Genomic DNA, 22,786 nt, shown 5'->3' on the forward strand with positions numbered 1-22,786 from the left:
TCGTCGGCTCAGCCCGCGCGATTACGATCGCGCACGGTTGCACGTGCGCGGATGCCGCCTCTGCTATTGCCGCCGCCGTCTTCGCTACTGCCGCCTCCGCTACTGCCGCCGCTCGCGACGCGGGCAGACGCGCGGCCGCGGCAATCGCCGTCGCCGCGGCCGCGGCGGCGTAGCGCGTCACGGTTCGCGCGGCGGCCGTTGCGCCGGCACGCGCGAGCATGCGTTCCCGCGTCGCCGCGCTCAGCTGCATTTGAGCGAGTGCAGGCCGACGCGATTGCCCTCGGTGTCGACGAGATAGCCGATGTAGCCATAGCCGTTCGGCAACTCGATCACCGAGCCCTGCACGATGCCGCCCGCGCGCTTCGCGCGCTCGAGCGCGGCCGTCACCGGGCCGTTCGCATTCAGGTAGACGACGGCGCCGTCCGGGCCCGGCTTCAGCCGCTGCGGATCGTAGACGACCGCGCCGCCTGTGGCCGCCTCCGGATGCACGAAGACCGCGGTCGGCACCCCGCCGATCACTTCTCGCTGCAACGCCGTTTGCAGCACCGCTTCGTAGAAGCGGATCGCGCGATCGAAATCGATTGACGGGATGTCGAACCAGGCGATTACGCTTTCGCTGTTTGCGGTAGTCATTGCAAGCTCCTTGTACGTTGATATGCGGGGAAACCGTCCCGGAAACCCGCGTCGCAGCGCGACGGCATCGCAGTGTGCGCGGGGTCTGCTGACAACGTACTGTCAGCAGCGTAACGGCGCTTGACGTGCAACTTCGAGGTTGCACAATGAAGCGATACCGGCCGATATCCGATGGACCTCGTATTCAAAGCGCTCATGGACGCGACGCGCCGCCGCCTGCTCGATTTGCTGCGCGCGCGAAACGGCGAGACGCTGCCCGAGCTCGGCGAAGGACTCGCGATGAGCCGCCAGGCGGTCAGCGAACATCCGGCGCGCCTCGAGGACGCGAATCTTGTCGCGACCGTGCGGCGCGGCCGCGAGAAATCGCACTGCCTGAACCCCGTGCCGATCCACGAGATCGCCGAGCGCCGGATCGGCACGTTCGAGCGTCGCCGCCTGCAGGCGCTCGCCGAACTGAAACGCGGACTCGAAGCGGCCCGCACCGATGGAGACGACGATGGCTGACCCCGCTTATGTGTACGTGACGTACATCGCATCGACGCCCGAGCGCGTGTTCGACGCGCTCACCGACGCGGAACTGACGAAGGAGTACTGGTGCCGGCACCGCAACGCGTCGCCGGACTGGAAGCCTGGCTCGCGCTGGGAGCATCAGGATTATGACGATCCGGACACGATCGATCTCGTCGGCGACGTGATCGAGAACGATCCGCCGAACCGGCTCGTGATCTCGTGGCGGTTTCCGGCCGGCGGCGAAGACACGCGCGTGACGTTCGCCGTCGAGCCGTTCATGGACGACGCGGTGCGGCTCACCGTGACACACGAGAATCTCGTGCCGGATTCGGACATGGATCGCGGGATCCGGATGGGGTGGCCCGTCGTGCTGTCGAGCCTGAAGACGCTGCTCGAGACGGGGCGGCCGCTCGCGATGACGGCGCGCCGCTGGCACGGCGACGGCGCAGAGAAGAAGTGAGGATCGCGCGCCGCGCCGTCATGCGCGGCGGCCAAGGTGTAAGAACGGCCGAGGCTCGCGCGCGGCTTCCGATGCGTGCCGCGCCGGTGCGCATGCCGACGCGCGGCGCTCCACGACCGGGCGCGCGACGCGCGGCGCAGGCGATCGCGCGGCGGTGCCGAATCGGCGCGTGCATTGCGCGGCGAACGCGCCGCGCGTTATTCGCCGTCGGCCGTTGCCGGGCGCTGCCGCACGCTGCCCGCGATCAGGTCGAAGCGGAACAGCCGGCATTCGAGCGCGCCGTTGAAGAGCGGCGTCTTCGCCGATTCGCGCAGCCGCAATTGGCCCGGCAGCGTGCGGTCCGAGCTCAGCATGAACGCCTGCCAGCCGGTGAAGCGCTGCTTGAGCGCGTCGCCGACCGCGCGGAAGAACTCGCCGTCGGGCGCGTCGGTGTGCGTGCGGCGGAACGCATCGTCGCCGCCGCGGCTTTTGCCCGTCTCGCGCGCGTCGCCGCGCGGGCCGCGGCCGCGCACCTCGATCCGCTCGCCGTACGGCGGATTCGTGACGATCACGCCGGGCGTCGCGACGGGCGGCGTCATGTTGCGCGCATCGAGCTGCTTGAGCCACAGTGGCGGCACGCCCGCGCGCTCGAGGTTCGCGCGCGTTTTATCGAGCATGTCGCCGGAGATGTCGCTGCCGAAGATCAGCAGATCGTCGCGCTTGCCGCGCGCCGCGCGCTTCGTGTCCATCGCGGCGACCTTCAGCGCCTGCCACGCGGTGATGTCGTACTGCTTCAGTTTCTCGAAGCCGAAGCGGCGCTCGATGCCTGGCGCTACGCCGAGCGCGATCTGCGCGGCTTCCGCGACGAACGTGCCGCTGCCGCACATCGGATCGTAGAGCGGCGTGCCGGCCGTCCAGCCGGTCAGGCGCAGGATGCCCGCCGCGAGGTTCTCGCGCAGCGGCGCGGCGCCCTTGTCGAGGCGCCAGCCGCGCTTGAAGAGCGGCTCGCCGGACGTGTCGAGATAGAGCGTGCAGTCGCCCGCCGTCAGGAACGCGAACACACGGACGTCCGGCTGCGCGGTGTCGATGCTCGGACGCGCGCCCGTCTTGTCGCGCAGGCGGTCGCAGATCGCGTCCTTCACGCGCAGCGTCGCGAATTCGAGGCTCTTCAGCGGCGACTTGATCGCGGTGATGTCGACGCGCAATGTCTGCGCCGCCGCGAACCAGCGCTCCCACGGCTGTTCGAGCGCGAGCGCGTAGACGTCCTGCTCGTTGCGGTACGGCCGGTGCGCGATCTTCAGCAGCACGCGGCTCGCGATTCGCGAATGCAGATTGGCCGCCATGCAGGCCGCCCAGCCGCCTCGGAAATGGACGCCGCCCGGCACCTGCGCGCCCGCGTCGTACGGAGCGATCGCGTGGCGTGCGGCGATTTCCGCGAGCTCGGCGGCGAGCGCGGCTTCGAGCCCGCGCGGGCAGGGAGCGAAGAAGTCGAATAGGGTCGGCGAGGACATAAGGCGGGCGGATGCGTGCAAAAGTACGCCATTGTACGCGGGGTGGGCGCGCTCGCCGCTTCGGGCCGCGCGGGGGCGGTTCGTGTCGCCGGTGTCGATATTGCTGTCGGTATCGATGGCGGGGCGTGTCGTCGTGCGCCGGCCGGCTGTTGCATCGGCGACGGCTCGGTTCAGCTTGGTTCGGCTCGGCTCGTCGCCAGCCGGCAGGCTGCCGCCTGGCGACGCGTTGCCGCTCGCCGTCCGTCAGTGCCGTCGCATCGTCGTGCGGCTGCCCGCCGGGCGGCCCTGCGGCATCGTTGCCCGCCCGCCCGCCGCCCGCCGCCCGCCGCCCGCTGGCGCTGCCGCCGCGCTCAATGCGCGCGCGATTCGCTCGCCGCGCCGCTGCTGCGCGGCGGCCAGACGAGGCTGACCGGACGCTCGAGCACCGCGCGGCCGATCGCGGCGACGAGCGCGCGCACCTTGGTCGGCCTGAGGCTCCGGGAGCGCACCGCCATCGTGAACGCGAGCGCGAAGCTTACCGCGACGTTCAGGATCGCCATGCTGAAGACGCCCGCGACCGCCCACCACAGCTCGGCCGAGTGCAGCGTTTCCTTGCCGAGCACGCCGAGCGCGACGCCGATCGAGCCGGCGGACAGCGTCACGTGCCGCACTTCGAACGAGAACGCGAACGCGCCGACGATCGCCGGCACGAGGCCGAGCATCAGTCCGAGCCCGACGTTGCCGACGACGCCCGCGACGTTCGACCGGCAGAAATGCGCGAGCTTCGCCGCGCCCGCGATGCCGAGCGTGATCCGCAGGCGGCGGTTGTACGCGAGCGCGTCGCCGACGCGATGCAGCACGAACCAGTTGTCGGCCCAGCCGGCGAGGAGGCTCGACGCCCACAGCAGCACACCCGTCAGCGCAGCATAGATCGGCGTCGGGCCGAACAGCGAGAACGATTTCAAGGTCGCGTGCGCCTTCTCGGGCGAGATCACGTTCGCGTGCAGCACGCTGCTCGCGAACATCTGCACCGCGAAGCAGACGGGCAGCACGACGAGCACGTTGCCGCAGATCGCAGCCGCCTGCGTGCGGATCAGCGCGATCACCGACGACACGAACTGCTTTACGCCTTCGTCGTGGCCGGTGCCGTCGAGCTCGCGCGCGATCGTCGGCGCGGTCATCGCGGGCTGTTTCGTCGCGAGCGTGTAGTGCAGGAAGTGCATCAGCATGAAGCTCGCCGCGTAGTTGATGCCGGCGAGCAGTCCTTCGAGCATCGACTGCAGATGCATGCCCGTGATTCCGAACTTGATGCAGACGGTCGCGACCGTCACGAGACCGCCGCCCGCCGCCATCCGCAGCATCTTCAGATACTCGGCGCGACCGCGCGAGATGTAGTGCTCGCCCGTGTCGGCGTTCGTCTCGACGAGCTTGCGCGCGAAGAGGGCGAAGTTGCTGCGCACGAGGTACGACACGCTCTGGCTGTTCTGGTTCGCGTCGACGAGCTCGGCCGTCAGGTGCGCGAGGCCGCGCAGATCGTCGCGCGTCATCCATGCGTTCAGGAGCGTCTCCGCGCGCAGGATGCGCATGCGCATCCGCTCGACCTGGAACACGATGTCGACCGACACGCCGTTGCGGTACAGATGCGAGAACACGTCGTCGATCGACACGCGGCACTCGTCGAGCAGCACGCGCAGATAGTTGACTTCGTGCAGCAGCTTGCTCGGATCGCCGCCGTCGTCGAGCGCCGCGTGTGCGGTCTCGACGGCGAGCATCGCGCGCGTCAGCCGATAGAAAGGCTGCGCTTCGAGCGGCGTGCGCGCGTCCTCGTCCGACAGGCGGCTTCGCACCGTCTGCGACAGGCCCGTCGAGCTGATCTGGCAGGTGAGGTTGTGCAGCGCGGCGAGCAGGTCGCGCGAGAACGAGCCGGGCTGGTGGCGCTCTTTTTCCGTCACGTCGAATGCGAACAGATCGGCGAGCCGCGCGAGCAGGTCGTCGGGCAGCGCGTCGATCCACTGCGCGTCGGCCGTCGACGGGAACATCAGCGTGAAGAGCGCGGCGAGCTCGCGGCGGTTCGGCGCGGGCGGGATCAGCGACGAGTCGATCCGCTCGACGAGCGCGCCGAAGAAGCCCGAATGCACGGGCATCCCGGCGTCGCACAGCAGCGAGATGCCGTCGCTCTCGCGCAGCACGCCGCGCAGCAGACGCGCGACGTTCGTCCTCCATTCGGGATTGCGGTCGAGCACGTGGAACACGTAGCGCAGCCGCGCGTGCGCGGTGAACGTGCGTTCACCGGACGCGGCCTGCGCGGGCGCGGCGGCCAGCATCGCGCCGTCGCGCCGCAGCCAGTGCGCGAGCTCGATCAGCCATTCGGCGCGTTCCGCGTACGGCGCGTCGGCGTCCGCTGTCGCGAGGAGTGCGTCCAGCTGGTGACTCGCGCTGCGCGACGCGCGCCACTTCTTGATCAGGGTCGTCAGGGATTCGAACATAAGCAGGATATCGGGCGCCCAGAAGGGCTGGGTTCTGTCGGGATGCTGCGCAAACCGGCGGCGCGGCGCAAGGCGGCGCGCGCGGCGGTTCGGTCGGTCATGCAATCGTTCTGGCGTTCGTCGAATGCGCGGCGCCGCGGTTCGCGGCGCGATGACGGACCGGCACGGTCCGGGGCGACGGCGGGGTGGCGCAGCACGGCGCGCTGGCCCCCGGCTCGCCGGAAGGTGCGTAGGATCGTCAATCGACACGAAAAACGCAAGGCGACCGTCGGCGGCGCTGTCGGTTCCTCGTGCGAATCGACAAACAGTGTCAAATGGTCGGCGGCTCGGCTGACTCGGCTGACTCGGCTGACTCGGCTGACTCGGCTGACTCGGCTGACTCGGCTGACTCGGCTGACTCGGCTGACTCGGCTGACTCGGCTGACTCGGTCGAGTTGGCAAAGGCGGTCGAGTTCCCCGGTCGAGCCGATTGTTGCGACGAATGCGGACGCATCGGTCGCCGGGGCCGGCTCAACTCGCGGAGCGCACGCCTCGCGGCCCTAGTGTCTCTCGACTCTTACGCCTCGCGGCCCCCGTGTTTCTCGGCCCTCACGCCTCACGGCCCTCACGCCTCACGGCCCTCGCGCCTCGCGAACCTCACGCCTCACAGATCTCACGCCTCACAGACCTCGCGCTTTGCGAATCCCACATTTCACGAGTCTCACCCCTCGCCGACCTCGCGCCCCACGGTCCTCTGCACGCCACATACGTCACCGCGCGTCGCCGACGCGCTGCGTGTCCGCCGCGGACGGGCTCGCCGGGCAGCGGACGACCGGCGTCGCGAGCGACGACGCGTCGTTGGCCGCCGCATCCTTTGTCGCAGTCGTGGCTTTCTTGGCCGCCGCACCGTTCGTCGCGGCCCGCGCCGCGACGGGCGCGCGCGCGGCCGCCATCGCGCGCACGCCGGCCGCGATCCGGTCGGCGAGCTCGCCGATCGCCTGCCGGTGGCCAGCGACGAGCGCGTCGTAGCCCGACTGCACTGGCTCGATGACGTCCGTGCGGCAGGTCATCACCGCTTGGCTCGGCAGCGCGCGCACGCTCCAGACGGCGGCGAGCGCCGCGTGCTTGCCGGGCCACGACTCGAAGCGCTGGATGTTCACGCTGACCCGATAGACGGGCACGTTCGCCGGATACGCGGCGTCGGCGACGTCGATCGTGTCGAGCCGCCGCGTGAGCGCCGACGACAGCGCGCGGCGGATCTCGTCGGCGGGCGGCGACGCCCAGCGCTCTTCTTCGAGCACGTCGACTTGCGCGGCGTTCTTCTGGACGACCAGCTGATTCTTCGCGACCTGCTCCGGCACGCCGATGGACGGCACCTGGATCAGGAACGCGGGATTGGCGCTCGCGTTTTGCGCGGTGGCGGCCGTCGCGGCCGCGGCGTCGAGCGTGTAGAAGCGCGCGGGCGGCGACGACGAGCACGCCGCGAGCGTGGCCGCCGCCGCGGCGGCGAGCGCGGCGCACGCGAGGCGCGCCGGCCGGAGCGAGCGTGCGGTCATTTCTGATCTCCTGGTTTGCCTTTCAGCAGCGATTCGGGATGCCGCTCGAGATAGTCGGCGAGCGCGTTCAACGATTGCAGCGTGCGCGTCAGCTCCTTCAGCGCGCCGCGCACGTCCGATTGCAGCGGCGAATCCTGCTGCAGCGTAGCCTCCGCAGTCGTGAACGTCTGCTTCGCTGCGGACAGCGTGTCGCGCGCCTCGGGCGCGACCTCGGTGTCGAGCCGCTTGAACAGCTTGTCCGCGTTCGCGAGCGCGCTGTTCAGGTTCGCGCCGATCTGGTCGAACGGCACCTTGTCGAGCTTCTTTGCGATGTCGGCGACCTGCAGCTGCAGTTCGTCGAGCGTGTTCGGCACGGTCGGCAGCTCGACCGGCTCGCGGTCGAGGTTGATCTTCACGGGCGGCGCCTTCGGGAAGAAGTCGAGCGCAACGTAGAGCTGGCTCGTCAGCAGGTTGCCCGTGCGAAGCTGGCCGCGCAGCCCGTGCTGGACCAGCCGCGACAGCACGTCGCGTCGCGCCGCGGAGCCCTTGCCCTGCGCCGCCTCGCGGAACTTCCGGCCGAGCCGGTCGGGGTACACGTTCATCGTCACCGGCATCGTGAAGGTCTTCGTCTTCGGGTCGTAGTCGATGCCGATGTTCGTCACTTGGCCGAGCACGATGCCGCGGAAGTCGATGGGCGCGCCGATGGACAGCCCGCGCAGCGACTGGTTGAAGTTCATCACGACCTGCACCGGCTCGCCGTCCGGCTCGCGCATCGCGTCGCCTTCGTCGGCGCCGAGCCGGAACGTCATGTTGTTCGGCGCGGGCGAGCCGGCCGACTGGTTCGGCGGCGACTGGAACGCGATGCCGCCGAGGATCACGGTCGCGAGCGACTGCGTGTTCAGCTTGAAGCCGCTCGAATCGAGCCGCAGATCGACGCCGCTCGCTTGCCACCAGCGCGAGTTGAGGCCGACGTACTGATCGTACGGCGCGTTGACGAACACCTGGAACGTGACGCCCGTGCCGTCCTTGTCGAGCGAGAAGCCGACGACCTGGCCGACCGGCACGCGCCGGTAGTAGATCGGCGAGCCGATGTCGATCGAGCCGAGCGAATCGCCGCGCAGCACGTACTGGGTGCCTTTCTGGTCGCCCGTGACGGCGGGCGGCGTCTCGAGCCCGGTGAACGATTTCTCGGTCTCGTCCGAGCGGCCCGCGTCGACGCCGATGTACGCGCCGGACAGCAGCGTGCTCAAGCCGGACACGCCGGTCGCGCCGACCCGCGGCCGCACGACCCAGAAGCGCGAGCCCTTCACCGCGAAGTCCTCGGCTTCCTTCTTCAACTGCACGTCGACGAGCACGTGCGACAGGTCCTTCGACAGCGTGATCGTCTTGACCATGCCGATCTCGACGTCCTTGTACTTGACCTGCGTCTTGCCGGGCTCGAGGCCCTCGGCGCTCTTGAAGCTGATCGTGATCTCCGGTCCGCGCTGGAGCACCGACTTGACGACGAGCCCGATGCCGATCAGCGCGGCGACGAGCGGCACGAGCCACACGAGCGACGGCAGCCAGCCGGAGCGCCGCGTGATCACGGGATCGGGGAGTACCGGCGGTTCGCCGCCGGGTGGGGACGGAGGGGCCGCGTTCGGGTCGTGCTGCGGGCCTTGCGGTCTATTCATGAGGATTCCCTGAGTTTTCTACGTTGTCCCAGATGAGGCGCGGGTCGAACTGCATCGACGCGAGCATCGTCAGGATCACGACCGAGCCGAACGCGAGCGCGCCGGGGCCCGCCGTGATCACCGCGAGCGAGCGGAAATGGACGAGCGCGACCGTCAGCGTGACGACGAAGATGTCGAGCATCGACCAGCGGCCGATCCGCTCGACGATCCGGTACAGCCGGGTGCGCTCGTGCGGGCGCCACGCGGAGCGGCGTTGCGCGGTGACGACGAGGATCGTGAGCACGCCGAGCTTCAGCATTGGCACGAGAATGCTTGCGACGAACACGACGACGGCGAGCGGCCATTCGCCCGACGTCCAGAAATAGACGACGCCGCTCATGATCGTGTCCTCCTGCGAGCCGACGATCGACGCCGTTCGCATGATCGGCAGGAGGTTCGCCGGGATGTACAGGATCGCGGCGGCGAGCAGGAGCGCCAAGGTGCGCGCGATGCTGTCCGGCGTGCGCAGGTGCAGCGCGGCGCCGCAGCGCGCGCAGTGCTCGGGCTTCTCGTGCGAGCCGAGCGAGCCGAGCGAGTCCGGCGACGGACGCGTGAGCTTCTGCACGTGGCCGCACGCGTGGCAGCTCGCCATGCCGGCGCGCGACGCAGTGACGATTTCGCTCATCGCGCCTGCGCCTCGTCGGTCGTGCCGGGCGACGCGCCGGCCGCTCGCCCGCGCAGCGCATCGGCGATGTCCCACAGCGTGCGCGGATCGAACATCACGACGACGGCGAGCATCAGCGTGAGCGCCGCGAACGCGAAGAGGGCGGCCTCCGGGATCACGCGCGCGAGGCTCGCCATCTTGACGATCGTGACGAGGATGCCGAGCATGAAGACCTCGATCATCCCCCACGGGCGCACGAGCTGGATCGCGCGCAGCACGCCGTTGAAGCCGGGCGGGATCGCGCCCGCGCGCAGCGGAAAGAGTACGTAGAGGAGCGCGGCCATCTCGACGAGCGGAAAGAGGAGCGTCGAGCAGAACACCATCACGGCGACGAGCGGCATCCCCTGATTCCACATCGCCTCGAGCGCGCCGAAGAGCGTCGTCTGCACGCGCATCCCGTTCACGTCCATTTCGAGGATCGGGAAGCCTTGCGCGATCAGGAAAGTGATGAGCGCGCCGAGCGTGAGCGCGCAGATGCGGTCGACCTGCGCCGAGCCGCTCCGGTAGAGCAGCGCGTCGCAGCGCGGACAGCGGGCGGTATCTTTGCCGCTAAGGCGCGGTTTGTGCAACAGTGCGTCGCATTCGTGACAGGCAATCAGGGTGTTTCGTTCCATATGGAAGGACGGTTCGCGGCATCGCAGGGACGCGTTCACAGGGCCAGAACCCGCGCCAATCTTACCAAAAGGCGATTTTTGCGGTGTCAAGTGCAGGCGACCGGCCGACTGCGCCGGGCGCCTTGCCCGGCGGAGCGGCCGGCCGCGCAGGCGGTTCCGGGATTCTGCCATTCGCGGCCGGTTGCGGTAGCATGGCGGCCGTGGCATGCGTCGGACGAATGCAGCAGCGTCGGCGCGGCTTTTCGCTGAACTGAGGAATTCATGGCATCGTTTTCGTCTTCGACGTCACCCGCAGCTTACACGCGCACCGCGATCGCGCTCCATTGGCTGATCGCGCTGCTCATCGTGTGCGGCTTCGCGCTCGGCTGGGTGATGACGAGCATCCCCGGCTTCACGCCGACGAAGCTCAAATATTATTCGTGGCACAAATGGATCGGCGTCACGGTGTTCGCGTTCGCGATCGTGCGTGCGCTGTGGCGCGCGACCCACGTGCCGCCGCCGATGCCGGCCGGCATGCCCGTGTGGCAGCGCGCAGGCGCGCACGTGGTGCACGCGCTCCTCTACGTGCTGATGTTCGCGATTCCCGTGACGGGCTACCTGTACAGCTCGGCGGCGAACATTCCGGTCGTCTATCTCGGGCTCGTGCCGCTGCCGCGCCTGATCGACCCCGATCCCGCGCTGAAGGCGGTGCTGAAGAGCGCGCACATCGCGCTCAACTACGGCCTGCTCGCGCTCGTCGCCGCGCACGTCGCGGCGGCCGTCAAACACCAATGGTTCGACCGCGACGGCGTGCTGACGCGGATGCTTCCCTTCCTCAAATAACAAGGATCGTCATGAAAGTCTCGTTCTACCGCTACATGCTCGCGGCGTTCGCCGCCGCTTCGGTCGCCGTGTCGGGCGCCGCGTTCGCACAGGTCGATCTCGGCAAGAGCAAGGTATCGGCCGTCTCGAAGCAGATGAACGTGCCGACGGAAGGCGTGTTCAAGAAGTTCGCCGCGCAGATCAAGTTCGATCCGGCGAAGGCCGCGCAAGGCAGCGCGCAGATGACGATCGACGTCGCGAGCTATGATCTCGGCGACCAGATGTACAACGACCAGGTCGCGGGCAAGGACTGGTTCGATGCGAAGGCGCATCCGCAGGCGACCTTCGTGTCGACCGCGATCGCGCCTGCGGGCGGCAACAAGTACAACGTGTCGGGCAAGCTGACGATCAAGGGCAAGACGGTGCCCGTGACCGTGCCCGTGACGATCACGCAGAACGGCGCGGCGCAGGTTTTCGACGGCGTGCTGCCGATCAAGCGCTCGACGTTCAACGTCGGCACGGGCGAGTGGAAGGACACGTCCGTCGTCGCCGACGAAGTGCAGATCAAGTTTCACATCGTCGCCGCGAAATAACGCAGGCGGCGGTTCGCACCACCCCTGCGCCGCTCGAGAGCGCGGCGCTGTCATAAGGAGATTGATTTGAACAAGCAACTGATGATCGCGGCGGGCGCGCTCGCTGCCGCACTGTCGTTCTCGGCGTACGCGGCGCCGTCGACGTACCAGTTCGACCCGAGCCACACGTACCCAAGCTTCGAGGCCGATCACTTCGGCGGCCTGTCGGTGTGGCGCGGCAAGTTCGACCAGTCGAGCGGCACCGTGACGCTCGACCGCGCGGCGAAGACGGGCACCGTCGACGTGACGACGAAGGTCGCGTCGATCGCGACCGGCAGCCAGAAGCTCGACGAGCACCTGCAGACGCCGGACTTCTTCGATGCGGCGAAATACCCGGAAGCGACCTACAAGGGGACGATCAAGTTCGAAGGCGACAAGCCGGCCGAAGTCGTCGGCAATCTGACGCTGCACGGCGTCACGAAGCCGCTGACGCTCAAGATCGATTCGTTCAAGTGCATGCCGCACCCGATGCTGAAGAAGGAAGTGTGCGGCGTCGACGCGGTCGGCGAGTTCAACCGCGACGACTTCGGCCTCGACTACGGCAAGCAGTACGGCTTCAAGATGAAGACGAAGCTGCTCATTACGGCCGAAGCAGTCAAGCAGTAAGCGCTCGCGAAGCCGCCGCGCGCCGCGTGCGATGCGCGGTGGCCGCGTCGTGCCGACGAACCGCCGCGTCCCGCATCGGACGCGGCGGTTTTCTTTTTTGGCGCGTGTGGCGCGTGCCTATAATCGTCCGCATTCGTCGTCGGCGTTCGTCGTCCGATTCCGCGCCGATTCCGCGCCGCTTTTGCGCGTGCGCCCGGCGCACCCGCGACGGACATCGACGACAACGATCAGGAGACACCATGCACGCAGCCGACGCGGCCTTGCCCGCGACCGATACCGTCTCCCCGCGCGTGTGGCGGGCCGTCGTCGCCGCGTCGATCGGCAACGCGCTCGAATGGTTCGATCTCGTCGTCTACGGCTTCTTCGCCGTCACGATTTCCCGGCTGTTCTTCCCGACCGGCAACGACGCCGTGTCGCTGCTCGTCACGCTCGGCACGTTCGGCGTGTCGTTCTTCATGCGTCCGCTCGGCGCGATCGTGCTCGGCGCGTACGCGGACCGCAACGGCCGCAAGGCCGCGCTCACGCTGTCGATCCTGTTGATGATGGCGGGCACGCTCGTCATCGCGGTGCTGCCGACCTACGAAACGATCGGGATCGCGGCGCCGCTCGTGCTCGTCGGCGCGCGGTTGATGCAGGGCTTTTCCGCGGGCGGCGAGTTCGGCAGCGCGACCGCGTTCCTCGCCGAGCACGTGCCGGCGCGGCGCGGGTTCTTCGCGAGCTGGCAGGTCGCGAGCCAGGGGCTCACGACGCTCCTCGCGGCGATCTTCGGCACATCGCTCAACGTGTGGCTCACGCCCGCGCAGATGGCGTCCTGGGGCTGGCGCGTGCCGTTCTTCTTCGGGTTGCTGCTCGGGCCGGTCGCCTACTACATCCGCTCGAAGGTCGACGAGACGCCCGAATTCCTCGCGTCGGAGCGCACGGCGAACCCGCTGCGCGATACGTTCGCCGCGCACAAGGGGCGGCTCGCCGCCGCGATCGGCGCGGTCGTGCTCGGCACCGTCGCGACTTATCTCGTGCTGTTCATGCCGACTTACGGCGTGAAGGAGCTGAGGCTCGCGCCGTCGGCCGCGTTTGCCGCGATCCTCGTCGTCGGCGCGATCCAGATGGTCTTCGCGCCGGTGGTCGGACACTGGTCCGATCGCCACGGCCGCGTGCGGACGATGTTCGTGCCCGCGCTTGCGATCCTCGTGCTGATCTATCCGGCGTTTGCGTGGCTCGCCGCGCATCCGACGTTCGGCGCGCTGATCGCCGTGCAGATCGTGTTCGCGTTCCTGATGACCGGCTATTTCGCGGCGCTGCCGGGCCTGCTGTCGGAGATCTTTCCGGTCGAGACGCGCACGACCGGCATGTCGCTCGCATACAACGTCGCGGTGACGATCTTCGGCGGGTTCGGCCCGTTCATCATCGCGTGGCTGATTCGCGCGACGGGCACGCGCACCGCGCCGAGCTTCTATCTGATCTTTGCCGCGCTCGTGAGCGTCGCGGCGCTCGTCGTGCTGCGGCGGCGCTTCGGGTTCCGGTAGCGGGGCGCTCGCGTCCGGCGTCGCGCGCGCGGGCGCGTGCGGGTACGCGTCGGCGCGGCGGCGAACCGGGGAAGCGAGCGGGGCGGCGCGAATCGCGCGGCGCGTTTCGCGCGCGATTCGCAGGCGAAAAAAAGCCGGTTCGCGAGGAACCGGCTCTTTCGTGCGACAGTGCGCTTACACCTGCGCGCCTGCGTTCGGATCGTTCGGATCGTGCGCGGTCTTCTTCTCCTTGATGAGATCCTCGCGCTTGATGCCGAGCCACATCGCGAGCGAGCCGGCGACGAACACCGACGAGTAGATGCCGAACATGATGCCGACCGTCAGCGCGAGCGCGAAGTAGTGCAGCGTCGGGCCGCCGAAGAAGAACATCGACAGCACCATCATTTCGGTCGACGTGTGCGTGATGATCGTCCGCGACATCGTGCTCGTGATCGCGTGGTTGATCACTTCCTGCACGGTCATCTTGCGCTCGCGGCGGAACGTCTCGCGGATCCGGTCAAAGATGACGACCGACTCGTTGACCGAGTAGCCGAGCACCGCGAGCACGGCGGCCAGCACCGACAGCGAGAACTCCCACTGGAAGAACGCGAAGAAGCCGAGAATGATCACGACGTCGTGCAGGTTCGCGATGATGCCGGCGACCGCGTACTTCCATTCGAAGCGGAACGACAGGTAGATCACGATGCCGACCACGACGCACGCGAGCGCGAGCAGGCCGTCGGTCGCGAGCTCCTTGCCGACCTGCGGGCCGACGAACTCGACGCGCTGCAGCGTCACGTCGGCGCTTTGCGCCTTCAGCGCGCCCATCACCTGATCGCTTTGCTGCGCGGACGTCAGGCCCTGCTTGAGCGGCAGGCGGATCAGCACGTTGCGCGACGTGCCGAAGTTCTGCACCTGCGCGTCGGCGTAGCCGAGCGTGCCGAGCGTCGCGCGCACCGGCTCGAGCTGCGCGGCCTGCTGGTACTGGACCTCGATCACCGTGCCTCCCGTGAACTCGACGGACAGATGCAGCCCGCGATGGAACAGGAAGAACACGGCGGCGAGGAACGTCACGAGCGAAATCACGTTGAAGACCAACGCGTGCCGCATGAACGGGATGTCTTTACGGATGCGGAAAAATTCCATGTTCGTCTCCGGCGCTTAATTGGACGAGCCTTGCTTGGGCGGCACGCCCGGCCCCGAGCGGCGGCGCGCGACCGGCTTGCCGGTGCGCGGCGCGCCGGCCGGCTGCTTCGGCGCGGCGACGCGCGCGCCCGGTTGCGGCGCGTTCGCGCGCGCATCCTGGCCGAGCTGCGGGGCGGCGGCGGCTTCGGCGGCTTCGGCGGCGGCGGGGCGCCACACCTGGCCGATCGCGAGCGACTGCAGCTTCTTGCGGCCGCCGTACCAGAGGTTCACGAGACCGCGCGAGAAGAACACCGCGGAGAACATCGACGTCAGGATGCCGATGCAGTGCACGATCGCGAAGCCGCGCACCGGACCCGAGCCGAACGCGAGCAACGCGAGACCGGCGATCAGCGTCGTCACGTTCGAGTCGAGAATCGTCGCCCATGCGTGCGAGTAGCCCTGCTGGATCGCGATCTGCGGCGACGCGCCGTTGCGAAGCTCTTCGCGGATGCGCTCGTTGATCAGCACGTTCGAGTCGATCGCCATGCCGAGCGCGAGCGCGATGGCGGCGATGCCGGGCAGCGTGAGCGTCGCCTGCATCAGCGACAGCATCGCGATGAGCAGCAGCAGGTTCACCGACAGGCCGACCACCGACACGATGCCGAACAGCATGTAGTACGCGATCATGAACACGGCGATCGCGACGAAGCCCCAGACGACCGAGTGGAAGCCCATCTTGATGTTGTCCGCGCCGAGGCTCGGACCGATCGTGCGTTCCTCGATGATGTCCATCGGCGCGGCGAGCGAGCCCGCGCGCAAGAGCAGCGCGAGGTCGGCGGCGGCCTGCGGGGTCGGCTGGCCCGTGATCTGGAAGCGGTCGCCGAGCTCCGACTGGATCGTCGCGACGGTCAGCACCTCGCCCTTGCCCTTCTCGAACAGCACCATCGCCATCGGCTTGCCGATGTTCTCGCGCGACACCGCGCGCACCGCGCGGCCGCCCGCCGCGTCGAGCCGGATGTTCACGGACGGGCGCTGATGCTCGTCGAAGCCCGCCGACGCGTCGATGATGCGATCGCCGGTGAAGATCACCTGCTTCTTCAGCAGCACGGGCGCCTGGTTGCCTTGCGTGAACAGCTCTTCGCCCGGCGGCACCGGATCGTTCGGGTTCGGGTGCGTGTTGAGCGGATCGGCGAGGCGCGCTTCGAGCGTCGCCGTGCGGCCGATGATGTCCTTTGCCTTCGCGGTGTCCTGCACGCCCGGCAGCTCGACGACGATGCGGTCGTTGCCTTGCTGCTGGAGGATCGGCTCGGATACGCCGAGCTCGTTGACGCGGTTGTGCAGCGTCGTCAGGTTCTGCTTGAGCGCCGCTTCCTCGACGGCCTTCTGGACGGCCGGCGTGAACGTGCCGACGACCTGATAGCCGCCGCCGCCCGGCTGCGTCGCCCACTGGAGTTCGGAGACGGACGAAGCAAGCAGCTTGCGTGCCTGCTCGGCGGTGTCCTGGTCGGCGAAGTTCGCGACGACCGTCTGGTCGACGCGGTTCACGCCGCCGTCGCGGATGCCCTTGTCGCGCAGCAGCGTGCGCGCGTCGGATGCGTCGGAGTCGAGCTTCTTCGTCAGCGCGCCCGTCATGTCGACTTGCAGCAGGAAGTGGACGCCGCCGCGCAGGTCGAGGCCGAGATACATCGGCAGCGCGTGCAGCGCGGTCAGCCAGCGCGGCGACGCGCTCTGCAGGTTCAGCGCGACGACGAACTGCGGATCGTTCGGGTCGGCGTTCAGCGCCTTTTGCAGCATGTCCTTCACGCGCAACTGCGTGTCGGTGTCCTTCAGGCGCACGCGGATCGTCGCGTTGGCGCTGGAATTGTCGAACGTGACGTCGTCGGCCGGGACCTGGTTGGCCTTGAGCGCGTCTTCGACCTGCGCGAGCGTGCCGGCGCCGAGCTTGACCGTTGCCTTGCCGCTCGATATCTGCACCGCCGGCGCTTCGCCGAAGAAGTTGGGCAATGTGTACAGAAAGCCGATGGCGAGCGCCACGACCATCACCACATATTTCCAGATTGGATAACGATTCATGAGGGGGCCGAACGGGATGGTTGGCTGGAATGGCGTCGCGTCCGGCGCCGCTCGCGGCCGCGCGCTTCGCGGCGCGGGCGATGGGTGGCCGGACGCGGGGCGGGGCTTACAGCGATTTGATCGTGCCCTTCGGCAGGATGGTCGTGACGGCGGCCTTCTGCACGGTGATCTCGGTGCCTTCGGCGATCTCGACGCCGATGTAGGCTTCCGACACCTTCGTCACCTTGCCGACGAGTCCGCCGCTCGTCACTACCTCGTCGCCCTTCGCCATCGCGGCGAGCATGCTGCGATGCTCCTTCTGCCGCTTCATTTGCGGACGGATCATGATGAAGTAGAGCACCGCGAACATCAGGATGAGCGGCAGGAAGCTCATCAGGCTCGATTCGGCGCCGCCCGCTGCGCCTTGCGCATAGGCATTGGAAATGAACGACACGTTGGTCTCTCCGTTAGGGAAGATCGAAAAATAAGCCGGTTATTCTACCACCGGCCCTTACCGCGACAGCCGCGCAAATGCGCTTTGGTTTCAAGCTGTTAACCTCGATCCGGCAGCGTTCGCGCGTGTTGCGAAAGATAATTGTAAGGTTTTGCGGGGCAGGTGCGGCACCGGCGGTCGTCCGGCAGCGTCCCGGCGCCGCGCGCCCGGCATGACGCGGGCGCATGCCGGGCGGGCGTTTGCGGTGCGCGACCCGCGACGCGGTGCCGCGCCGCGCCGCGTCCCGTCAGTCGACGCCGCGCGCGCGGTCCTCCGCGAAGCGCTTCTGGAACGCGTCGAACGTGTGTGTCTCGATCGACTCGCGGATCTCGCGCATCAGCTCGAGGTAATAGTGCAGGTTGTGGATCGTGTTGAGCTGCGCGCCGAGGATCTCGCCGACGCGGTGCAGGTGGTGCAGGTAGCCGCGCGAGAAGTTCCGGCACGTGTAGCAGCCGCAGGTTTCGTCGAGCGGCTTCAGCGAGTTCTTGTGCGTCGCGTTGCGGATCTTCACGTCGCCGAAGCGCGTGAAGAGCCAGCCGTTGCGCGCGTTGCGGGTCGGCATCACGCAGTCGAACATGTCGATGCCCGCGGCGACGCCCGCGACGAGATCCTCCGGCGTGCCGACGCCCATCAGGTAATGCGGCTTGTCGGCGGGCAGGCGCGGCGCGACGTGCTCGAGCACGCGCATCATGTCCTCCTTCGGCTCGCCGACGGAGAGCCCGCCGATCGCGAGGCCGTGGAAGCCGAGCTCGGCGAGCCCGGCGAGCGATTCGTCGCGCAGGTCCTCGAACATCCCGCCCTGGACGATCCCGAAGAGCGCGTTCGGGTTGCCGAGGCGATCGAACTCGGCCAGCGAGCGCTTCGCCCAGCGCAGCGACATCCGCATCGAGTCGGCCGCTTCCTGGTGCGTCGTCGGCACGTCGTTCGTCGCATACGGCGTGCATTCGTCGAACTGCATGACGATGTCGGAATTCAGCGTCTTCTGGATCTGCATCGACACTTCCGGCGACAGGAACAGCCGGTCGCCGTTGATCGGCGACGCGAACGTGACGCCGTCTTCGGTGATCTTGCGCAGATCGCCGAGCGAGAACACCTGGAAGCCGCCCGAATCGGTCAGGATCGGCTTGTCCCAGCCCATGAAGCGATGCAGCCCGCCGTGCGCGGCGATCGTCTCGAGGCCGGGGCGCAGCCACAGGTGGAACGTGTTGCCGAGGATGATCTGCGCGCGCATCTCGTCGAGCTCGCGCGGCTGCACCGCCTTCACGGTGCCGTACGTGCCGACCGGCATGAAGATCGGCGTCTCGACGACGCCGTGGTTGAGCGTCACGCGACCACGGCGCGCGCGGCCGTCGGTCGTCAGCAATTCGAACTTGAGGCCGCCGTGCGGGCGGATGCCCGCGGCCGTATCGTGCGATGAACCTTCGGTCATCTGTGGGACTCCTTGCCACCGGAATAGCTTTGCATGGGACCGGAGTATGCGCTAAAGCGCTGACTCCGGATCGACAAGTCCGGCGCATGTTGAAGACGCCGCCGGGGAAGCCGGCGGCGGGGAAAAAACGGGTGTCGCTTCGCGTGCCTGCGCACGGCGCCGCGCGCCGGCATGCGTCAGCGCGCGTCGTCGCGCCGCGTGAGCAGCATCGCGTCGCCGTAGCTGAAGAAGCGGTAGCGCGCGTCGATCGCGTGCCGGTACGCGGCGCGGATCGTATCGACGCCGGCGAACGCCGACACGAGCATCAGGAGCGTCGACTTCGGCAGATGGAAATTCGTCACGAGCCGGTCGACGATGCGAAAACGGTAGCCCGGCGTGATGAAGATGTCGGTTTCCGCGTGCGTCGCGGAAAGCGGCCGGCCGGCGGCCTCGGCGTCGCGCGCGGCCGCTTCGAGCGCGCGCATCGACGTCGTGCCGACCGCGATCACGCGGCCGCCGCGCGCGCGGGTCGCGGCGATCTTCTCGACGAGCGCGTCGGTCAGCTCGTACCACTCGCTGTGCATCTTGTGCTCGGCGAGGTTCTCGACCCGCACCGGCTGGAACGTGCCCGCGCCGACGTGCAGCGTGAGCGTCGCGCGCTCGACGCCGCGCGCATCGAGCGCGGCGAGCACCGCGTCGTCGAAGTGCAGGCCGGCCGTCGGCGCGGCGACGGCGCCCGGGTTCGCCGCGAACACCGTCTGATAGCGGGTCTCGTCTGTCGCGTCGGGCGTGTGCTCGATGTACGGCGGCAGCGGCAGCCGGCCATAGCGCTCGATCAGCACGAGGCAGTCTTCAGGGAAGTGCAGCGTGAAGAACGGCTCGACGCGCTCGCCGACCGTCACGTCGAACGCGTCGGCGAGCGTGAGCGCCGTGCCGGGCGCGGGGCGCTTGCTCGCGCGGATCTGCGCGAGCGCGGTGCGCGCGCCCGTGACGCGCTCGATCAGCACTTCGATCCTGCCGCCGCTCGCCTTGTGGCCGAAGAAGCGCGCCTTCAGCACCTTGGTGTCGTTGAAGACAAGCAGATCGCCCGGCGCGACACACGCGGGCAGTTCGGCGAAGCGCCGGTCGACGAGGCGCGAGGGCTCGCTCGTGTTGTCCACCTCGAGCAGGCGGCTCGCGCTGCGTTCGGGCAGCGCGGTTTGCGCGATCAGCTCGGGCGGCAGATCGAAATCGAAATCGGAAAGCGTGAGCATGCGAAACGGGGTCGGGGCGGCCGGCCTGACGGGCGAAGCGCGTCACGGCGCGCACGAGCCGCTATGATGGCGGGGTTGCGCGGCTTGCCGGCGTCGCTCGTTCGTGCGGCGTGAAAGCCGCTATTGTACTTGCTAGCCTTCTACCCGATGCCAGTGCCCGTTCGCCATTCCGTTGCCGATCCAGTCGAAGCCGACGCCTTCGCCGAAGACGCCGCGCCGGGCGCCGCCGTGCGCGGCGCGGCGCGGGACGGGACGAGCGCGGGCGCGAGTGAAACGCGCGATGCGCAGGGCGCGGGGGCCGCGCGAGGTGGGCGGGCGTCGGGCGGCAGTCGTCGGGCGTCGAGCGGGGCGGACGCCGCGCGAGCCGACGGCGTGCGCGATGCGGCTGATGCGGCTGATGCGGCCGATGTGGCGCAGGCGCCGCGCGCGGCGGCCCCGGCCGAATTCGACGCCGCCGTCGGCGCGCGATCGCGGCCGCGTGCGGCCTCGCCGCGCGGCCGCACGGCCGACGGCCGTGTCGTGCCGGCCGCCGCGCAGGCGGCACAGGCGGCACAGGCCGATCGCGACGACGCGCCGGCCGCAACGGCGAAGCCTGCGACGCGCGCGGCGAAATCCACATCGAAATCCTCCGCCGACGCGGCCGGCGCAAAGACCGCACCGAAGCCCGTCAAGACCGCCGACAAGCTCGCGAAGCTCGGCCTCACGGGCGACATCGACCTCGTGCTGCATCTGCCGATGCGCTACGAGGACGAAACGACGCTCACGCCGGTCCGCGAGCTTCTGCCGGGCGAGATCGCGCAGACGGAAGGCGTCGTGTTCGACAACGAGATCGCCTATCGCCCGCGCCGCCAATTGCTCGTGAAGCTGCGCGACGAATCGGACGCCGAACTCGTGCTTCGCTTCCTGAACTTCTACGGCTCGCAGGTCAAGCAGATGGCGGTCGGTCAGCGGCTGCGCGTGCGCGGCGACGTCCGCGGCGGCTTCTTCGGCCTGGAGATGGTGCATCCGACGGTCAAGGTCGTCGAAGCGGACGCGCCGCTGCCGCAGGCGCTGACACCCGTTTATCCGAGCACGGCGGGCGTGTCGCAGGCGTATCTGCGCAAGGCGATCGACAACGCGCTCACGCGCACGCCGCTGCCCGAGCTGCTGCCGCCCGAAGTCGCGCGCGCGTATCTGGCGCCGCTCGACGTGCCGCCGCTCGCCGACGCGGTGCGCCTCCTTCATCACCCCGGCGTCGGCGCGGACGAGACGGCCCTCATCGACGGCACGCACCCGGCGTGGACGCGAATCAAGTTCGACGAGCTGCTCGCGCAGCAGCTGTCGCTCAAGCGCGCGCACGAAGAGCGCCGCACGCGCGCCGCGCCCGCGATGCCGCGCCGCGCGCGCGACGACGGCGCGTCGTTGTCGGCGCGCCTCTACGCGGCGCTGCCGTTCCGGCTGACGGCCGCGCAGGAGCGCGTCGTCGCCGAGATCGCGCGCGATCTCACGCAGCCGCACCCGATGCAGCGCCTGCTGCAAGGCGATGTCGGCAGCGGCAAGACGGTCGTCGCAGCGCTCGCCGCCGCGCAGGCGATCGACGCCGGCTACCAGGCCGCGCTGATGGCGCCGACCGAAATCCTCGCCGAGCAGCACGCGCGCAAGCTGCGCGGCTGGCTCGAGCCGCTCGGCGTGTCGGTCGCGTGGCTCGCCGGGAGCCTGAAGGCGAAGGAGAAGCGCGCGGCGCTCGAGGCGGCCGCGCTCGGCACCGCGCGGCTCGTGATCGGCACGCACGCGATGATCCAGGACACGGTCGAGTTCGCGCGGCTCGGGCTCGTGATCGTCGACGAGCAGCACCGCTTCGGCGTCGAGCAGCGGCTCGCGCTGCGCGCGAAGGCGGCGAACGCGGCCGACGGCGCGGCGGGCTTCCAGCCGCACCAGCTGATGATGTCGGCGACGCCGATCCCGCGCACGCTCGCGATGACGTACTACGCGGACCTCGACGTATCGACGATCGACGAGCTGCCGCCCGGCCGCACGCCGATCCTGACGCGGCTCGTAGCCGACGCGCGGCGCGACGAGGTGATCGGCCGCGTGCGCGAGGCGGCGCTCGCGGGCCGCCAGGTGTACTGGGTATGCCCGCTCATCGAGGAAAGCGAGACGCTGCAGCTCCAGACAGCCGTCGAGACTTACGAGACGCTCGCCGCCGCGCTGCCGGAGCTGAAGGTCGGACTCGTGCACGGCCGGCTCGCGCCTGCGGAGAAGGCCGCGGTGATGGACGCGTTCTCGCGCAACGACGTGCAATTGCTCGTCGCGACGACGGTGATCGAAGTCGGCGTCGACGTGCCGAACGCGTCGCTGATGGTGATCGAGCATGCGGAGCGCTTCGGGCTCGCGCAGTTGCACCAGCTGCGCGGGCGGGTCGGGCGCGGTACCGCCGCGTCGGTGTGCGTGCTGATGTACAGCGGACCGTTGTCGATCGCGGGCCGCGCACGCCTGAAGACGATGCGCGAGACGACCGACGGCTTCGAGATCGCGCGCCGCGACCTGGAGATCCGCGGCCCCGGCGAGTTCCTCGGCGCGCGCCAGTCGGGCGCGGCGATGCTGCGCTTCGCGGATCTCGAGAACGACGGCTGGCTGATCGAGCCGGCGCGGGAGGCGGCCGCGCGCCTCTTCGCCGGCTACCCGGACGTCGTCGCGCAGCACCTCGCGCGCTGGCTCGGCGCGCGCGAGCAGTACCTGAAGGCCTGAGCACGCGGCGAGCGGCTTTCGAGCGGCGTTCGTTGCGCGGCGCAACAGTGGAGATCTTGTCGACGAAGGTTGGCGAATCGGCCCAACCGGTGTATAAATTTAATCTATCGTCATGAAATGATTGA

Annotated in this window: 19 protein-coding genes; 7 read left to right on the top strand and 12 right to left on the bottom strand. The window is 68.9% G+C overall.

The window, feature by feature from the left end:
- Positions 1-240 precede the first annotated feature (240 nt).
- A complete protein-coding gene (locus WS70_RS03695; RefSeq protein WP_059470794.1) occupies positions 241-633 on the bottom strand; it encodes a VOC family protein in 393 nt (130 codons plus the stop codon).
- 171 nt (positions 634-804) lie between these two features.
- Between WS70_RS03695 and WS70_RS03700 the strand changes: the two genes are divergently transcribed.
- Positions 805-1,137 (top strand): ArsR/SmtB family transcription factor, encoded by a 333-nt coding sequence (locus WS70_RS03700; RefSeq protein ID WP_059596354.1) that lies wholly within the window; start codon positions 805-807, stop codon positions 1,135-1,137.
- Positions 1,130-1,603, top strand: coding sequence for an SRPBCC family protein (locus WS70_RS03705; RefSeq protein ID WP_059596403.1), 474 nt, complete (start codon positions 1,130-1,132; stop codon positions 1,601-1,603). The genes WS70_RS03700 and WS70_RS03705 overlap by 8 nt, the downstream gene beginning before the upstream one ends.
- 197 nt (positions 1,604-1,800) lie before the next feature.
- Here WS70_RS03705 and WS70_RS03710 read toward each other — a convergent pair whose 3' ends face one another.
- From WS70_RS03710 to WS70_RS03740, 6 genes are all read right to left on the bottom strand, one after another.
- Complete coding sequence (locus WS70_RS03710; protein ID WP_059470796.1) at positions 1,801-3,093, bottom strand: THUMP domain-containing class I SAM-dependent RNA methyltransferase; 1,293 nt, start codon at positions 3,091-3,093, stop codon at positions 1,801-1,803.
- A gap of 350 nt (positions 3,094-3,443) precedes the next feature.
- Positions 3,444-5,558, bottom strand: a complete 2,115-nt coding sequence (locus WS70_RS03715; protein WP_059596355.1) for a site-specific recombinase — start codon at positions 5,556-5,558, stop codon at positions 3,444-3,446.
- A 749-nt stretch (positions 5,559-6,307) separates the two neighbouring features.
- Complete coding sequence (locus tag WS70_RS03725; protein WP_059470798.1) at positions 6,308-7,093, bottom strand: PqiC family protein; 786 nt, start codon at positions 7,091-7,093, stop codon at positions 6,308-6,310.
- Entirely contained in the window at positions 7,090-8,745 is a 1,656-nt protein-coding gene (locus WS70_RS03730) for a PqiB family protein (RefSeq protein ID WP_059470799.1), read from the bottom strand. The genes WS70_RS03725 and WS70_RS03730 overlap by 4 nt, the downstream gene beginning before the upstream one ends.
- Positions 8,738-9,409 (bottom strand): paraquat-inducible protein A, encoded by a 672-nt coding sequence (locus WS70_RS03735; RefSeq protein WP_059470800.1) that lies wholly within the window; start codon positions 9,407-9,409, stop codon positions 8,738-8,740. Before WS70_RS03735 ends, WS70_RS03730 begins: the two co-directional genes overlap by 8 nt.
- The gene (locus WS70_RS03740) at positions 9,406-10,062 is read right to left on the bottom strand and encodes a paraquat-inducible protein A (protein WP_059470801.1); all 657 of its coding nucleotides are present in this window, start codon (positions 10,060-10,062) and stop codon (positions 9,406-9,408) included. The genes WS70_RS03735 and WS70_RS03740 overlap by 4 nt, the downstream gene beginning before the upstream one ends.
- A 261-nt stretch (positions 10,063-10,323) precedes the next feature.
- Between WS70_RS03740 and WS70_RS03750 the strand changes: the two genes are divergently transcribed.
- From WS70_RS03750 to WS70_RS03770, 4 genes are all read left to right on the top strand, one after another.
- A complete protein-coding gene (locus WS70_RS03750) occupies positions 10,324-10,884 on the top strand; it encodes a cytochrome b (RefSeq protein WP_059470802.1) in 561 nt (186 codons plus the stop codon).
- A gap of 11 nt (positions 10,885-10,895) precedes the next feature.
- Positions 10,896-11,456, top strand: a complete 561-nt coding sequence (locus WS70_RS03755; protein WP_059470803.1) for a YceI family protein — start codon at positions 10,896-10,898, stop codon at positions 11,454-11,456.
- Positions 11,457-11,522: 66 nt separating this feature from the next.
- Positions 11,523-12,101: a YceI family protein gene (locus WS70_RS03760; RefSeq protein WP_059470804.1), complete on the top strand. Its 579-nt coding sequence runs from the start codon at positions 11,523-11,525 to the stop codon at positions 12,099-12,101.
- 239 nt (positions 12,102-12,340) lie between these two features.
- Positions 12,341-13,624: an MFS transporter gene (locus WS70_RS03770; protein ID WP_059596356.1), complete on the top strand. Its 1,284-nt coding sequence runs from the start codon at positions 12,341-12,343 to the stop codon at positions 13,622-13,624.
- A gap of 174 nt (positions 13,625-13,798) precedes the next feature.
- On the opposite strand, the gene secF is transcribed toward WS70_RS03770, so the two are convergent.
- The 5 genes from secF to queA form a co-directional block, all read right to left on the bottom strand.
- Positions 13,799-14,749, bottom strand: a complete 951-nt coding sequence (gene secF / locus WS70_RS03775; protein WP_059470806.1) for a protein translocase subunit SecF — start codon at positions 14,747-14,749, stop codon at positions 13,799-13,801.
- Positions 14,750-14,764: 15 nt separating this feature from the next.
- Positions 14,765-16,801 carry a protein translocase subunit SecD gene (gene secD / locus WS70_RS03780; protein WP_059470807.1) on the bottom strand — a complete coding sequence of 679 codons (2,037 nt, stop codon included), beginning with the start codon at positions 16,799-16,801 and terminating at the stop codon, positions 14,765-14,767.
- Positions 16,802-16,907: 106 nt separating this feature from the next.
- Positions 16,908-17,234, bottom strand: coding sequence for a preprotein translocase subunit YajC (yajC, locus tag WS70_RS03785; protein WP_010106295.1), 327 nt, complete (start codon positions 17,232-17,234; stop codon positions 16,908-16,910).
- 286 nt (positions 17,235-17,520) lie between these two features.
- Positions 17,521-18,702, bottom strand: coding sequence for a tRNA guanosine(34) transglycosylase Tgt (gene tgt / locus WS70_RS03795; RefSeq protein ID WP_059470808.1), 1,182 nt, complete (start codon positions 18,700-18,702; stop codon positions 17,521-17,523).
- A gap of 176 nt (positions 18,703-18,878) precedes the next feature.
- On the bottom strand, positions 18,879-19,934 hold the full coding sequence (queA, locus tag WS70_RS03800; RefSeq protein WP_059596357.1) for a tRNA preQ1(34) S-adenosylmethionine ribosyltransferase-isomerase QueA: 1,056 nt from the start codon (positions 19,932-19,934) through the stop codon (positions 18,879-18,881).
- A gap of 147 nt (positions 19,935-20,081) precedes the next feature.
- Between queA and recG the strand changes: the two genes are divergently transcribed.
- Positions 20,082-22,661, top strand: a complete 2,580-nt coding sequence (recG, locus tag WS70_RS03805) for an ATP-dependent DNA helicase RecG (RefSeq protein WP_059470810.1) — start codon at positions 20,082-20,084, stop codon at positions 22,659-22,661.
- Positions 22,662-22,786: the final 125 nt, after the last annotated feature.

Source organism: Burkholderia mayonis, assembly GCF_001523745.2.
Classification (GTDB): domain Bacteria; phylum Pseudomonadota; class Gammaproteobacteria; order Burkholderiales; family Burkholderiaceae; genus Burkholderia; species Burkholderia mayonis.

Excerpts from the sequence above, each read along its gene's own strand:
- WS70_RS03695 (WP_059470794.1), bottom strand. The coding sequence starts at position 633 with ATGACTACCGCAAACAGCGAAAGCGTAATCGCCTGGTTCGACATCCCG.
- WS70_RS03700 (WP_059596354.1), top strand. The coding sequence starts at position 805 with ATGGACCTCGTATTCAAAGCGCTCATGGACGCGACGCGCCGCCGCCTG.
- WS70_RS03705 (WP_059596403.1), top strand. The coding sequence starts at position 1,130 with ATGGCTGACCCCGCTTATGTGTACGTGACGTACATCGCATCGACGCCC.
- WS70_RS03710 (WP_059470796.1), bottom strand. The coding sequence starts at position 3,093 with ATGTCCTCGCCGACCCTATTCGACTTCTTCGCTCCCTGCCCGCGCGGG.
- WS70_RS03715 (WP_059596355.1), bottom strand. The coding sequence starts at position 5,558 with ATGTTCGAATCCCTGACGACCCTGATCAAGAAGTGGCGCGCGTCGCGC.
- WS70_RS03725 (WP_059470798.1), bottom strand. The coding sequence starts at position 7,093 with ATGACCGCACGCTCGCTCCGGCCGGCGCGCCTCGCGTGCGCCGCGCTC.
- WS70_RS03730 (WP_059470799.1), bottom strand. The coding sequence starts at position 8,745 with ATGAATAGACCGCAAGGCCCGCAGCACGACCCGAACGCGGCCCCTCCG.
- WS70_RS03735 (WP_059470800.1), bottom strand. The coding sequence starts at position 9,409 with ATGAGCGAAATCGTCACTGCGTCGCGCGCCGGCATGGCGAGCTGCCAC.
- WS70_RS03740 (WP_059470801.1), bottom strand. The coding sequence starts at position 10,062 with ATGGAACGAAACACCCTGATTGCCTGTCACGAATGCGACGCACTGTTG.
- WS70_RS03750 (WP_059470802.1), top strand. The coding sequence starts at position 10,324 with ATGGCATCGTTTTCGTCTTCGACGTCACCCGCAGCTTACACGCGCACC.
- WS70_RS03755 (WP_059470803.1), top strand. The coding sequence starts at position 10,896 with ATGAAAGTCTCGTTCTACCGCTACATGCTCGCGGCGTTCGCCGCCGCT.
- WS70_RS03770 (WP_059596356.1), top strand. The coding sequence starts at position 12,341 with ATGCACGCAGCCGACGCGGCCTTGCCCGCGACCGATACCGTCTCCCCG.
- secF (WP_059470806.1), bottom strand. The coding sequence starts at position 14,749 with ATGGAATTTTTCCGCATCCGTAAAGACATCCCGTTCATGCGGCACGCG.
- secD (WP_059470807.1), bottom strand. The coding sequence starts at position 16,801 with ATGAATCGTTATCCAATCTGGAAATATGTGGTGATGGTCGTGGCGCTC.
- tgt (WP_059470808.1), bottom strand. The coding sequence starts at position 18,702 with ATGACCGAAGGTTCATCGCACGATACGGCCGCGGGCATCCGCCCGCAC.
- queA (WP_059596357.1), bottom strand. The coding sequence starts at position 19,934 with ATGCTCACGCTTTCCGATTTCGATTTCGATCTGCCGCCCGAGCTGATC.
- recG (WP_059470810.1), top strand. The coding sequence starts at position 20,082 with ATGCCAGTGCCCGTTCGCCATTCCGTTGCCGATCCAGTCGAAGCCGAC.